Origin of the sequence: Anaerolinea thermophila (assembly GCF_020723905.1) — a bacterium.
Lineage (GTDB): Bacteria > Chloroflexota > Anaerolineae > Anaerolineales > Anaerolineaceae > Anaerolinea > Anaerolinea thermophila_A.
Map to the genome: position 1 here is coordinate 45,441 of NZ_DYHZ01000007.1, position 12,726 is coordinate 58,166.

Here is a 12,726-nt window from a genome sequence, read left to right on the forward strand (position 1 = left end):
ATGGCGAAGATTCTGATTGCCGAAGATGAACCCGATATTCGCGATCTGGTGAAATTTACGCTTGGTTTTGCCGGGCATGAAGTCATAGCGGTGGGGAATGGCGAGGACGCCGTTGAGGCGGCGCGCGCTGAGAAACCCGATTTAATCCTCATGGATGTGCGTATGCCGCGCATGACCGGATATGAAGCCTGTGCCGCCATGAAAGCCGATCCTTCCATTGCCCATATTCCTGTGGTGTTCCTGTCTGCAAAAGGGCAGGAATCAGAAATTCAAACCGGGCTCAGCGTGGGGGCTTCGGAGTATTTGCTCAAGCCGTTTGCTCCCATGGAACTGGCTCAGCGGGTATCTGAACTGCTGGAAAAGTACGCAAGTAAAGGATAAGGGAGAACCATGAGCGCAATCCTGCTGGATGGGCAGATGGTGCATTACGAGGTGCTGGGGCGGGGTCGCCCGGTCATCTTCCTGCACGGCTGGATTGGCTCCTGGCGTTACTGGATTCCCACCATGCAGGCGGCGTCCATTGCCTACCGCACCTATGCGCTGGATTTCTGGGGCTATGGCGATAGCGCCAAGGTGCCCGAACGCTACAACCTGGATGCGCAGGTTAACCTGCTGAAAGGGTTCATGGATCAAATGGGTATGGGGCGGGTTGCGCTGATTGGGCATGGATTGGGGGCTACGGTAGCGGTGATGTTTGCTCTGCGCAACCCGGACGTTGTCGATCGCGTTCTGGCGGTATCTTATCCGCTGGATGAGTCCCGCCTTCACCCCCGTTTGCGTACCCAGTCTCCCGAAGAACTGGTGGACTGGCTGCTGGAGCGCAATCCTACCACCGAGCCGGTGCGCGTTGAAGCCGCCAAGACCGATCCGCGAGCCATTCAGGACTCGCTGGAGGGTTTAGCCACCATTGAAGCCCACGAAGCCAGTCAAAAACTGACCTGTGCCTGTCTGCTGGTGTATGGCGAAAAAGATCCTGTTGTCCCGGCACCATCAGATGAAGTCTTCCTGAGTCTGCCGTTCCAGACCCATGGGATTGTGTTTGACCAGTCAGGACATTTTCCCATCCTGGAAGAAAGCAGTAAGTTCAATCGCCTGGTGATGGATTTCCTTTCGCTTGGGGTGGGGGAGAGTCCACGAATGTTGCAGTTGAAGGAAGAATGGAAACGCCGTGTGCGCTAAAGCAAGCCTCTCCAGAAAAATCAAACGCCCTCTGCCTTGCAAAGACCAGAGGGCGTTTGATTTACCAGAGGCGTGTTTTTATAAGCCGGAATAGGTTACGGTTGAGAGATCCCAGGCTTCGTGAATCTTCGGCACATCGCTGATCAAACGCCTGGTGTATGGGTGATGGGGGGTGAGGATAACCTGATCGGCAGAGCCGGATTCGACAATTTTGCCGCGCTCCATGATGTAAACGGTATCCGATACGTAATACGCCAGACCAATGTCGTGGGTGATGAAGATGATGGTCATGCCCACTTCGTCGCGCAGTTTCATTAACATATCCAGAATGGTGGCGCGCGAACAGGCATCAATCATCGAAGTGGGTTCATCGGCGATGAGAATCTTGGGCTTCAGCAGGAAGATGCGGGCAATCATCAGGCGTTGCATTTGCCCGCCCGAAAGTTCGAAGGGGTACTTGTTGGTCAACTCTTTGTATTCCAGGTTGACGAAACTGCATGCCTCGCTCATCAGTTCGATCTTCTTCTCGCGGGGTAACCAGAAATCCCCCCGCATGCGGATACAGTCCAGCAGAAGGGTATCAATCTTATTGAAGATGTTATAGGCGGAATAGGGGTCTTGAAAGATTGCCTGAATGTTCTTCCAGTACTCCCGTTTCTTCCGCTGGGTGCTGATGTCCCGCTTCTTCCCCTGGAAGTAAATTTCCCCTTCGGTGGGGTTGAGAAGCCCTAAAAGCATTTTTGCCAGGGTAGTCTTGCCGCTCCCTGATTCGCCCACGATGGAACACACCTCGCCTGCACGAATTTCAAAATTCACGTGGTCTACCGCAATGGTTTTCTGTTTCCCCCAGCCGAACACTTTGGTCAGGTTTACCCCTTGCAAAACAGTGTCATTCATTTTGGTACACCTTTCTTAATTGTTCCTCAGGAAAGATACAGCGGTAAGCCCGGTTGTTGGCAGCCTCGCGCATATAAATGGATTGCACCCGGCATTCTGCCTGCACGTACTTACAGCGGTCGGCAAAACGGCATCCTTGAGGTGGACGCTTGAGGTTGGGCGGGGCGCCTGGAATGGCGGTTAATTTCACATCCCGCACTCCGCTTTCGGGTACGATGATGGAGCCCATCAAGCCTTTGGAGTAAGGGTGCAGCGGATCAAACACCACCTGTTGAGCTGTCCCCTGTTCAACAATTTGTCCGGCATACATCACCATGATATCGTCGGTGACATTGTAGAGCAGGGGCAGTTCGTGGGTGATAAAGATCATCGCCTTGACCAGTCCCTTCTCCATCATGTCTTTCAGCATCTTAATGACCATTTTCTGCGAGGTCACATCCAGAGCCGAAGAGGGTTCATCGGCAATCAGGACTTTCGGCGAAAGGATAACTGAGGTGGCAATCACCGTGCGCTGTTTCATCCCGCCAGATAGTTCCACCGGATATTTTTGAAGTACCTCAGCAGGCAATCCCAGTTCCTCGAAGCGCTGCCGAGCCATATCGTGGATTTCTTTCTTGGGCACTTTGGGATCGTGAGCGTGAATAACATCCTCAATGAAGTTGATGATCTTCAACGTGGGGTTGAGTGCGTTCATTGCCGCCTGTGGGATATAAGCAATTTCTTTTCCCAATATTTTTCGGCGCACTTCATCAGGGTGCATTTTGGAGATGTTTTGCCCGTCAATGATGATATCGCCGCTGATGTAATGAAGCGGGGCAAAATAATATCCCATCAGGCTCAGGGCAAGGGTAGATTTTCCACACCCGGATTCTCCCGCAATCCCTAAGGACTTGCCTTCTTCCACCTTCAAGGAGACCCGGTCTACGGCATACACATTTTCCCCAAAGCGGGTGACGTACTTTGTGGAGAGTTCTCGAACTTCCAGAATAACTTTTCCCATGTCAACCTCTATTCCCTCAATGCAGGATTGAACACCTGATCCAGACCGGTGTTCATCAGGTTCATCGAGAAGGTAATCAGCGCAATGGTCACCAGTACGGGGAGGTATGCCCACCATTTGCCTAAGACGTGCGCCTGATAAATCATCGCCCAGTTCATCATCAAGCCCAGGGTTGGCACCTCTGTGGTGCGCGGTCCCAGCCCCAGAATGGAAAGCCCCGCTTCTGCCAGAATGCCGGAAGAAATTTGCAGAATCAGCGCCATTACCACGTAGGACATGATGTAGGGCAGGATGTCGTTAAGGATGATGTAAACTGTTGAGTGTCCGGACAGGCGGGAAAGGTTGACGTGGTCGCGGTTGCGCAGGGAGAGTACCTGCGCGCGCACGGCTCTTGCCGTCCACACCCACGAAGTGAACCCGATCACCGTTGCGATGGTTATGGCGCCGCGTTTATCCTGTCCAATGCTGAAGGAAATGAGAATCAGCAGAACGAACGAAGGGATGACAATCAGCAGGTTGGTAAAGAACATGATGATATCATCCACCATGCCGCCAAGGTACCCTGCCAGCAATCCCAGTACCAGACCAATGAGGGTGGCAATCAATCCTGCCACAAAACCGATTTGCAGGGAGACCCCTGCGGCTTTAACCAGTTCGGTCAACACATCGCGGCCAAAGTTATCGGTTCCGAGCGGCAGGACGCGCACGTTAGGCACTTCATTTATATTGGCATAATCGGACTGTTCAATGACCTTGACCTGTTCTAACTGCCCGGTTTGAGCGTTGGGGAGAGCCACAATCAGTCCTTCTGTTGCCAGTAACCCTTTGAGCGAATTGTTAAGCCGCTGGTAATAGCGCATTTTCGCCAGGGTCATTCCCTCGATGTTCTTGTTGGGGTCATAGTTCTTTTCCCATAAATCCAGCAGTTTGGCGGTGTCTTCAATGTCTATTTCCTCTTCGGGAATACCTGCTGCCAGTAAAAATTCCTTCATGTCCTGACGCTCTTTTGGCCCCAGTTTGTCGGCAATGCGTTTGGTGGTGGCATCAGGCAGGTTCAAAGTGTACGGAGAGACGTTCACGGAGTCGTACACGTTGACATAAATTCCGGGCGGGAAGAACGTACCTAAACCAATAATCGCCAGCGGATCATCCGGAACAAGCAGGGGGTAAATCAGCACAATCAGCAGTAAACTGACAAAAATGACAAACCCTGTTACGAATTTTCCGGAACGAAAGACCTGTCGAAGGGTATGGATCATGGCTATCCTCCTTGTTCTTCCGCCTGGGCGGCTTTGATGCGCGGGTCAATGATCCCGTAGAGAATTTCTATCAGGAAGTTGGCAATCAGTGTCATGATGGTGATAATCAGCGTCACTGCTGAAATCAGCGGGTAGTCCTGTCCCATGACGCCGTTGAGCATGGTGTAACCCAGCCCCGGGTAACTGAAGACAATTTCCGCAACCAGCGCGCCGCTTACCATCGTGCCGATGGAAAGCGCCAAACCCGTAATCTGAGGAAGCATGGCGTTGCGGAAGACATAGCGCACAATCACGCGGTCTTTAATCCCGAGGAAGCGCGCATACTTTACATAATCTGCATTCAGTTCATAAATGGACATGGAGCGCATGCCAATGGCTTGCCCCCCGATGATGATCAACACAATGGACCAGAAGGGTAACTGGTAGTGAACAATAACCGACCAGATGAACTCCCAACTGAAATTGGGGATCAGGTTGTATCCGTACCCTCCGGATGTGGGGAACCATTTCAGGTTCACCGCAAAGATGACCATCAGGATGATCGCCATGCCGAATGCAGGGAAATTGCTCACGAAAATGCTGATGGGCATAAGGACTTTATCAAAGCCCTTTTTCAGATACGCCGCCATCGCTCCCAGGGCGTTTCCAATGATCCACCCCACGATGATGGCTGGAAACTGCAGGGCAATCGTCCAGACGATGGAAGCGCGGATAATATCTGCCACCGGTCTGGGATACTGGCTGAAAGACGTCCCGAAATTCCCCTGCAGAATGTTCTTCATGTATATGAGGAACTGCTCGTGGATGGGTTTATTGGTGCCAAATTGCTCGGCGTACCGCTCGTAAACCTCTTTCATGCCGGTGGTATTGGACATACCCTGGGCAATTCTGGCTGTAATGGCGGCTACCGGGTCGCCGGGCATGAGGCGGGGAAGGGTAAAGTTCAAAATAAACGCAAACACAGCGGTGACCAGCAACCAGGCAAGTTTGTTCAAAAAATACCGCAGGTAACTCTTTGACACAGGGCCTCCTCTTTCACCACTCACTCAATCACTCATTTCATTACATATCCATTATATAGTGAACAGCCATGTTCTGGGTTAACAGAACATGGCTGTTCCTGAGGTTATGATTGTTTACGGATTGACGAGTTTGAGGTTATAGAGACCGGCGATGCTCCAGCCATCCGTCAGATTCAACGGTGGAACGGGCGGGTTGGTGCCGTCACCCTGGTGCGGGAAGTTGGTCCACACACCTTCGTACACCGTATGGAAGGACTGCGGGCGATACATGAGGGTGAAGGAAGGAACGTCGGTCAGGTAGATCTCAACCAGGCGCGTGTAGGCTTTCTTGATTTCTTCCTGGTCGGTCATGGTCGGGATCTTCTTGATCAGTTCATCCACCTCGGGGTTCTTGTAGCCGCCCCAGTTGCCGGTCCAGTTGTTGGTGGTCTCGGCGAATTCGGAGGACAGCAGGTTGCGGATGCGGCCCCAGGGCATGGTGGGTCCAGCGCCGGCGCTCCACATCATGAAGATGTCGTAACCCGTCTCGGGCAGCGGCCAGTTGGTGACCACAGTCTGATACACCGACCATTCAGGATAGTTGGTGGTGATGTCAATGCCGATCTTCTTACCGGCGGCAGCAACCACCTCGATGGCGGCTTGCCAGTCAGACCAACCGTTCGGGCAGGTGGCGACGTACTGCAGTTTCTTGCCGTTGTACTCGCGCCAGCCATCGCCGTCGGTGTCCACGATTCCAGCCTCATCCAGCAGTTTCTTGGCGCCTTCGATGTCATTGCCTTCCCACTGCAGGCTCTTGACGGCTTCGCGGTCATAGAGGGCCTGTTCGCCGGGGGTCGGGTTCATCAGTGAGCGCGGAACCTGCTTGAAGGTTGCCGACTGATTGGTCATGGCGTTCGCCACGATGGTGTCGTAATCCACTGCGATGGCAATGGCTTTGCGCACGGCTACCTGATCCAGCCCGTAAGAGCGCAGGTTGTAGAAAGCGGTGGGCAGGCTGGCGCCGATGTTATAGGGCGGTTCGGGCAGGTAGGTGGAGATGGGCAGTCCGTCCTTCAGCCACAGATCCTGGACGTTGGAGTTGAACTGCTGGCTGACATCCACTTCCCCGGCTTTCAGCGCGGTGGTGCCGGCGGCATTGTCCTTGAAGATCACATGGGCGAGGTATTTCGGAGCCGGCAGTTTGCCCCACATGGAGGGATCTTTGCCCCAGTAATTGTCATCGCGCACGAGGACAACCTTGGTTTCATCCGTGTAGAACTTGTGATAGGGACCAGAGTACACCACATCCTCGGCGGGATCGGTGAGGAATTTCGCCGGATCGCCACCGGTGCGCTCTTCCAGTTTCTGGGTCCACGCCTTCTGGAGAACGTAGTTGCTGCTCACGTAAGCCGCAACGATCAGCGGGTTGACGGCTTTCCCGTCTGCGTCCAGTTTGGCTTTGATCACCACCGTCTGAGGATCAACCGCTTCGATGGCTTCGATGTAGTCCTTGTTGGAAGCGCCGGTGGAGGTGTTGTACTTCACATGGGCGTACCAGGTGTAAGCCACGTCTTCAGCGGTCACCGGCGTGCCATCGCTCCAGCGGGCGGCGGGTTTAATCTTGAAGGTGATCTCGGTCATGGCGTCGTTCCAGGACCAGGGCCCATCCGCCAGCAGGGGGTACTGCTTGCCGTCCAGCATGTTGTACAGGTACGGCGTCTCAAACATGGTCACGCGGGCATTGTCACCCTGCGAAATCGCCATGGCGTTGTTGCAGGATGAGGAATACGGGTTCCAGCACACCACCGGACCCCACTGTTGACCGTTGAAGTACAGGGTCTCCTTGCGGGGGAGGGCGGCGGCGATTTCAGCCGCGGACAGTTCCTTGGTGGGCTGCACTTCCGGCGCCTTGGTGGGTTCCTCTTGAGGAGCCTGAGTGGGCGCGGCAGTGGGCTCAGCGGGCGCCGCGGTGGGGGTTGCCGCAGGGGCGCACGAAGCCAGGAGCATGCTGAGCATCAGCAATGCAGACAAAAACCAGGTCAAACGTTTCATGTTCTCTTTCTCCTTCTTGAAGTCAAGTTAAGAAATGGTTGAATTGTTTAGATGAGAGAGATTCGGCTATTTTCTCGGGAGTCCATCACCTCCTTTCATCAGGGAGTAGAAAGCAAAAAGGTTTCCATCTCCCATTATCCGCAGGGAGTATTTTCTGTTAAGGATAACAGAAAACAGCCCTTAAAAATCTTCGCCTGTGTCTGGGAATGGAAAAGGTTTGCCATTTTGCCAATTCAAAATTGAAACGGAAAAACACTCAATGCAGTTTTGCTGTCTTGAATAGACAACCAGATTTCCACAAGATGCCCTGATCCTCTTCAAAAAATGACCCGAAAGGGTATTTTCATCTGAGTTTGTGGAAAACCTTCTAGGATATGTTACACCCTCTCCTGGAAAAAGTCAACAGAATCGCTGGAAATTTGAGTTTTAAAAAAAATATCCTTCGCGCGAAATTGTTTTGAATACACACACTTGACAATCCAGGCGTCTGTAACTATACTGAAAGTGCAAAACGGGGAGCCCGGCGCACCGGGCTGAGAGGAAGACAGAAACGGTCTTCGACCCGCAGAACCTGATCCGGGTAATGCCGGCGGAGGGACGAGCGAGTTGTTTTCAGCGATTTTCCCTTGCCCTCCGCCAGTGGAGGGCTTTTTTGATGGTCTCACAACGCGCTTTAATTGTGGTTTCGGGCACATCCTGTCAGGAAGATGCCCTGCGCCGTTTTCGCCAGCCCGATGATGTCATCATCGCCGTTGATGGGGGAGCGCATCACTGTTTGCGTCTGGGCTGGCGCCCTCATGTGGTTATCGGAGATTTCGATTCCCTTTCCCCCGAATACTTGCAACAGTTTGAACAGGAGGGGGTGCTTCTGCTCCGTTACCCACCGGAAAAAGACGAAACCGATCTGGAACTGGCGCTCCAGTATGCAGTCCAGCGAGGGTATCGCCATATCCGCATCCTTTGCGCGCTGGGAGGCAGGGTGGATCAGACGCTGGCAAATCTCTTTCTGCTGGGCTTGCCTGTGCTGAAAAACCTCGATGTGCGCCTGGAAGATGGAGAGGTTGAAGCCTTCCTGATCGACTCTGAAGCCGAATGGCAGGGTGTACCGGGGGAGACGGTTTCGCTCATCCCGCTGTTTGGTGTGGCGCAGGGAATCTGGACGGAAGGACTGCGTTACCCTCTGCGCGGCGAAACGCTTTACCCGGAGCGGTCGCGGGGAATCAGCAATGAGATGGTGGATCATCAAGCCCGGGTACGCCTGTCTCAGGGGGTATTGTTATGCATCCATTTTCATTCTGATACAGGAGGTTCATGATGTTGCGAATAGTCTGGCTCTGGATACTGGTATTATTGATCGGGGTTACCGCCTGTACACCTCAGACAGCAACTCCGGCGGTAACGTCCGTCTCTCCTGCCGGGCAGCCGGTTGAGTTGCGGGTGATGACGCATGATTCTTTCGCGGTGAGCGAGGATATTGTGCGTGCCTTTGAAGCCGCGCATCAGGTTAAGGTCACCTTCATCAAGTCCGGAGATACTGGTGCAGCCCTCAACCGCGCCGTGCTGACCAGAGAAAATCCCCAGGCGGATGTCTTCTACGGGGTGGATAACACGTTCCTCTCCCGCGCGCTGGATGAGGATATCTTCGAGCCGTATGCTTCCCCTCTGCTGGAAAAAATTCCTGCCGAATTTAAACTGGATCCGACCAATCGCGCTCTACCGGTGGATTATGGGGATGTATGCATCAACTACGATAAAGCCTATTTCAGGGAAAAGAATTTGCCCGTTCCCCAGTCGCTGGAGGAATTGACCAGACCCGAGTATCGCGGATTACTGGTGGTGGAAAATCCGGCGACCTCTTCACCGGGGCTGGCGTTTCTCTTTGCCACCATTGCGCATTTTGGAGAAGAGGGATATCTGGACTACTGGAAAGCCCTGCGCGCCAATGAGGTGGTGGTTGCCAGCGACTGGGAAAGCGCCTACTATACCTACTTCAGCGCTTCATCAGGAAAAGGTCCTCAGCCCATGGTGGTTTCGTATGCATCCAGCCCGGCGGCAGAGGTCATTTTTGCTGAGAAGCCTCTGGAGGATGCGCCTACCGCTTCCCTCACGGCTCCGGGAATGTGTTACCGGCAAATCGAGTTTGTCGGTATCCTCAAGGGCACCCCTCAGCGGAAACTGGCTGAGGCTTTTGTGGATTTCATGCTTGGAAAGACCTTCCAGGAAGACATGCCCTTGCAGATGTTCGTCTTCCCGGTGAATCCGGAGGCGGTGCTCCCCGAGGCTTTTACCCGGTACGCGCAGGTTGCTGAACAGCCCGCCACGCTGGATTCGGCACGGATCGCCGCCAGACGGGAAGCCTGGATCCAGGCATGGACTGAGGCGGTTCTGCGGTGAACGCCGCTCTTGCGCAGTCCTTCCGAAAGTTCCTCGGAGCAGGGTGGGTGATTCTCCCCCTGCTCTTTCTGGGGGTGTTTTTTCTCTATCCGTTAGGCGCAATTTTGGCGCTGGCAGGCAAAGCCGGGTGGCTGGAAGGAATGGGTGAGGCGGTCTGGCGGCAGATTGCCCGCCCTTTAAGTTTTACGGTGTATCAGGCTAGCCTTTCAACGCTCCTGACCCTTCTGCCGGGTTTGCCCATGGCGTGGGTGTTTGCACGTTTCCGTTTTCCCGGCAAACGTTTCCTGCGGGTGTTGATGACCCTGCCCTTCATCCTGCCCACTGTGGTCGTCGTTGCGGGGTTCACCGCTTTGCTCGGTCCACGCGGCTGGTTAAATCTCTGGCTGATGTCCTTCCTGGGGGTTTCAGAGCCACCCATTCGTTTCCTGAACACCCTGGGAGCCATCTTAACGGTGCATGTGTTTTACAACCTTTCGGTGATTGTGCGTGTGGTGAGTGCAGCATGGGCAGGGCTGGATGTGCGCCTGGAGCAGGCGGCGCGTACGCTGGGGGCTTCGCCGTGGCGGACTTTCTGGCGGGTCACCCTTCCTTTGCTTCTCCCTCACATTGCCGGTGCAACTTTACTGGTGTTTCTCTTTGACTTTACCAGTTTTGGCGTGGTGCTGTTGCTGGGGGGACCGCGTTTTGCCACACTGGAGGTGGAAATTTACATCCAGACCATGCAGTTTCTGAATTTACCGCTGGCGGCGGTGCTTTCGGCAGTGCAGTTGCTTTGTACGCTGGCTGTGCTGGCACTCAGTCAGCATCTGACCGCTGGCGCCGGGGTGAGTTTGACCCCGCGGGTTAAGGGGGAGGGTATTTACTTTCCGCGCACCCGGGTACAGCGTCTGGCGGTGGCGTTTTCCGTGCTTTTGCTGATCGTTCTGGTGCTTTTTCCACTGGGGGCGCTGGTGACGCGCTCGCTGGTGCGTCTGGAAGCCAGCCGCGGAGAACGGGGAACAGTCCAGACGGGAGTGACTCTGGATTACTACCGTGAACTGTTCGTTAATCGGCGTGGCTCGCTGTTTTATGTTCCACCGGTAAAAGCGGCGGTGAATTCGCTGGGCTATGCCTTTGCCACCATGTGGATTTCACTGGGGCTGGGATTTCCGGCAGCGTATGCTTTGAATCGGCGGGGGGCAAGCCGGAGGCTACTGGATGCCCTGCTGATGCTGCCTTTGGGCACTTCAGCGGTTTCACTGGGTCTGGGGTATGTGGTGGCATTTCAACGCCCGCCGCTGGATGTTGCCTCTTTTCCGTTGCTGATTCCCATAGCCCACAGCCTGGTAGCGCTTCCTTTCGTGGTGCGCACGCTTCAACCGGCGCTGGCGTCCATTCCGCGCTCCCTGAGAGATGCGGCGGCAGTGCTGGGCGCTTCTCCATGGCGGGTATGGTGGCATGTGGATTTGCCCATTGTCGGGCGGGCGGTGCTGGTCGGGGCGGTGTTTTCTTTTACAGTGTCCATGGGGGAGTTTGGGGCAACGGCGCTGTTAGCGCGTCCCGAAGCCCCCACTTTGCCGGTTGCCATTTACCGTTTTATCTCTCAACCCGGCGCGATGAATTATGGTCAAGCCATGGCAATGTCCACTCTGTTAATGGCGGTGTGTGCACTGGGGATGCTGGCGTTGGAGCGACTTCAACACGATTGAAAACCTTGTATCCAGACCTGATTCGCGAATTTTCGGAACTGCCCGCTATTTGCAGGCGGTTCTTTTTTTTGGGGGAATTCAATAAAATAAAAGTTTTTATTAAAATTATTCAAAATTCTATTGACAAAATTTAATTATGTGCTATACTCTCTTTAGAAACAACAAAGTTGTCAAAATGAATTTCAAGTAGATGGGAGTGGATTGAGGATGGAGGTGCACGCATGAACCCAATGTTGACCAAATGCCCGGTATGCGGCGGAGAGTTGATCGTGACGCGGTTGACCTGCCCCTCATGTGAAACCACGATCGAAGGTCATTTTCAATCTACCGGTGGAGGGCTACAGGGAGCGTTTTCTGCCGAGCAGTTGCGCTGGCTGTTGCCGTTCACCCGTCTGAGTAATGAACAGATGCAGTTTATTCTAACCTTCATCCGTTGTGAGGGGCGATTCAATCGCATGGAAGAAGAACTGGGACTGTCCTATCCGACCCTGCGTAACCGCATGAACGAAATTCTGCGCACAATGGGTTATGAGCCCAGCCGCGAGGAAGGACAACCTGCGCCGGTCAAACTCAGCCCTGAGGAGCGCAAGCGTATTCTGGATGATCTTGATAAGGGCTTGATCACCTTGCAGGAAGCCAAACGACGGCTGAAGGGCATTCGCGAAGAGAGTAAACGCGAAAGTGAAGTGGCAGAGGATTAATGGAGAGGTGAGTCATGGCGACAAATGAAGAACGCATGAAGATTTTGAAAATGGTGGCTGAGGGCAAAATCACCGCAGAAGAAGCCGATCAACTGCTGGAAGCCCTGGAAGAAAGTGAGCGTACATCCGGCGGGGGACGCCCGGGTGTTCCTCCAGTGCCTCCTGCTCCCGAACCACCTTTGTCCTCCGGTCGCAAGCCCCGCTGGCTGCATGTGCGCGTCACCGATACCAACACCGGTCGTGCCCGGGTGAATGTGCGCCTGCCGGTTTCGATGATCAACATTGGTTTGAAGATGGGGAGTAAATTTGCCCCTGAGGTTGAAGGACTCAACATGGAAGACTTGATGCGCATGATTGAACTGGGCGAAATTGGACAAATCGTTGACGTCCATGATGAGGAAGATGGCGAGCACGTAGAAGTGTATCTGGAATAAAAATCCTTACCGTTTCCTCCCCTTTCTTAAAGCAATCTCCTTCCCCACAGGAAGACCCGGTCTTGCGTTCTGCTGTATGACCCTGACCGGGTCCTTTCTTGATGCTCTTTGTGGTTGAGGT

General features: G+C 54.0%; 12 protein-coding genes and 1 riboswitch. Of the genes, 7 read left to right on the forward strand and 5 right to left on the reverse strand.

The window, feature by feature from the left end; genetic code table 11:
- Both LHF31_RS11240 and LHF31_RS11245 read left to right on the forward strand, forming a co-directional pair.
- The gene (locus LHF31_RS11240) at window positions 1-381 is read left to right on the forward strand and encodes a response regulator transcription factor (RefSeq protein ID WP_298003930.1); all 381 of its coding nucleotides are present in this window, start codon (window positions 1-3) and stop codon (window positions 379-381) included.
- Window positions 382-390: 9 nt separating this feature from the next.
- Window positions 391-1,179: an alpha/beta fold hydrolase gene (locus LHF31_RS11245; RefSeq protein ID WP_298003932.1), complete on the forward strand. Its 789-nt coding sequence runs from the start codon at window positions 391-393 to the stop codon at window positions 1,177-1,179.
- A gap of 78 nt (window positions 1,180-1,257) precedes the next feature.
- Here LHF31_RS11245 and LHF31_RS11250 read toward each other — a convergent pair whose 3' ends face one another.
- The 5 genes from LHF31_RS11250 to LHF31_RS11270 all read right to left on the reverse strand — a co-directional run bounded on the left by LHF31_RS11250 (window position 1,258) and on the right by LHF31_RS11270 (window position 7,388).
- A complete protein-coding gene (locus LHF31_RS11250) occupies window positions 1,258-2,076 on the reverse strand; it encodes an ABC transporter ATP-binding protein (protein ID WP_303774230.1) in 819 nt (272 codons plus the stop codon).
- Window positions 2,069-3,076: an ABC transporter ATP-binding protein gene (locus LHF31_RS11255; protein WP_303774231.1), complete on the reverse strand. Its 1,008-nt coding sequence runs from the start codon at window positions 3,074-3,076 to the stop codon at window positions 2,069-2,071. The genes LHF31_RS11250 and LHF31_RS11255 overlap by 8 nt, the downstream gene beginning before the upstream one ends.
- A gap of 8 nt (window positions 3,077-3,084) precedes the next feature.
- Entirely contained in the window at window positions 3,085-4,335 is a 1,251-nt protein-coding gene (locus LHF31_RS11260; RefSeq protein WP_298007135.1) for an ABC transporter permease, read from the reverse strand.
- A 2-nt stretch (window positions 4,336-4,337) separates the two neighbouring features.
- Window positions 4,338-5,357, reverse strand: a complete 1,020-nt coding sequence (locus tag LHF31_RS11265; protein ID WP_298007138.1) for an ABC transporter permease — start codon at window positions 5,355-5,357, stop codon at window positions 4,338-4,340.
- Window positions 5,358-5,471: 114 nt separating this feature from the next.
- Complete coding sequence (locus tag LHF31_RS11270) at window positions 5,472-7,388, reverse strand: ABC transporter substrate-binding protein (RefSeq protein ID WP_298007140.1); 1,917 nt, start codon at window positions 7,386-7,388, stop codon at window positions 5,472-5,474.
- Between the two features lie 502 nt (window positions 7,389-7,890).
- A riboswitch (TPP riboswitch) is annotated at window positions 7,891-8,004 on the forward strand.
- Window positions 8,005-8,043: 39 nt separating this feature from the next.
- On the opposite strand from LHF31_RS11270, the gene LHF31_RS11275 reads away from it, so the two are divergent.
- From LHF31_RS11275 to LHF31_RS11295, 5 genes are all read left to right on the forward strand, one after another.
- The gene (locus tag LHF31_RS11275; protein ID WP_298007142.1) at window positions 8,044-8,703 is read left to right on the forward strand and encodes a thiamine diphosphokinase; all 660 of its coding nucleotides are present in this window, start codon (window positions 8,044-8,046) and stop codon (window positions 8,701-8,703) included.
- Complete coding sequence (locus LHF31_RS11280; protein WP_303774232.1) at window positions 8,703-9,782, forward strand: thiamine ABC transporter substrate binding subunit; 1,080 nt, start codon at window positions 8,703-8,705, stop codon at window positions 9,780-9,782. The genes LHF31_RS11275 and LHF31_RS11280 overlap by 1 nt, the downstream gene beginning before the upstream one ends.
- Complete coding sequence (locus LHF31_RS11285) at window positions 9,779-11,470, forward strand: iron ABC transporter permease (protein ID WP_298007148.1); 1,692 nt, start codon at window positions 9,779-9,781, stop codon at window positions 11,468-11,470. The genes LHF31_RS11280 and LHF31_RS11285 overlap by 4 nt, the downstream gene beginning before the upstream one ends.
- 221 nt (window positions 11,471-11,691) lie before the next feature.
- Entirely contained in the window at window positions 11,692-12,171 is a 480-nt protein-coding gene (locus tag LHF31_RS11290) for a DUF2089 domain-containing protein (RefSeq protein WP_298007150.1), read from the forward strand.
- A 14-nt stretch (window positions 12,172-12,185) separates the two neighbouring features.
- Window positions 12,186-12,605 (forward strand): hypothetical protein, encoded by a 420-nt coding sequence (locus LHF31_RS11295; protein WP_298007153.1) that lies wholly within the window; start codon window positions 12,186-12,188, stop codon window positions 12,603-12,605.
- The last annotated feature ends 121 nt before the right edge of the window (window positions 12,606-12,726 follow it).

Excerpts from the sequence above, each read along its gene's own strand:
- LHF31_RS11240 (WP_298003930.1), top strand. The coding sequence starts at position 1 with ATGGCGAAGATTCTGATTGCCGAAGATGAACCCGATATTCGCGATCTG.
- LHF31_RS11245 (WP_298003932.1), top strand. The coding sequence starts at position 391 with ATGAGCGCAATCCTGCTGGATGGGCAGATGGTGCATTACGAGGTGCTG.
- LHF31_RS11250 (WP_303774230.1), bottom strand. The coding sequence starts at position 2,076 with ATGAATGACACTGTTTTGCAAGGGGTAAACCTGACCAAAGTGTTCGGC.
- LHF31_RS11255 (WP_303774231.1), bottom strand. The coding sequence starts at position 3,076 with ATGGGAAAAGTTATTCTGGAAGTTCGAGAACTCTCCACAAAGTACGTC.
- LHF31_RS11260 (WP_298007135.1), bottom strand. The coding sequence starts at position 4,335 with ATGATCCATACCCTTCGACAGGTCTTTCGTTCCGGAAAATTCGTAACA.
- LHF31_RS11270 (WP_298007140.1), bottom strand. The coding sequence starts at position 7,388 with ATGAAACGTTTGACCTGGTTTTTGTCTGCATTGCTGATGCTCAGCATG.
- LHF31_RS11275 (WP_298007142.1), top strand. The coding sequence starts at position 8,044 with ATGGTCTCACAACGCGCTTTAATTGTGGTTTCGGGCACATCCTGTCAG.
- LHF31_RS11280 (WP_303774232.1), top strand. The coding sequence starts at position 8,703 with ATGTTGCGAATAGTCTGGCTCTGGATACTGGTATTATTGATCGGGGTT.
- LHF31_RS11290 (WP_298007150.1), top strand. The coding sequence starts at position 11,692 with ATGAACCCAATGTTGACCAAATGCCCGGTATGCGGCGGAGAGTTGATC.
- LHF31_RS11295 (WP_298007153.1), top strand. The coding sequence starts at position 12,186 with ATGGCGACAAATGAAGAACGCATGAAGATTTTGAAAATGGTGGCTGAG.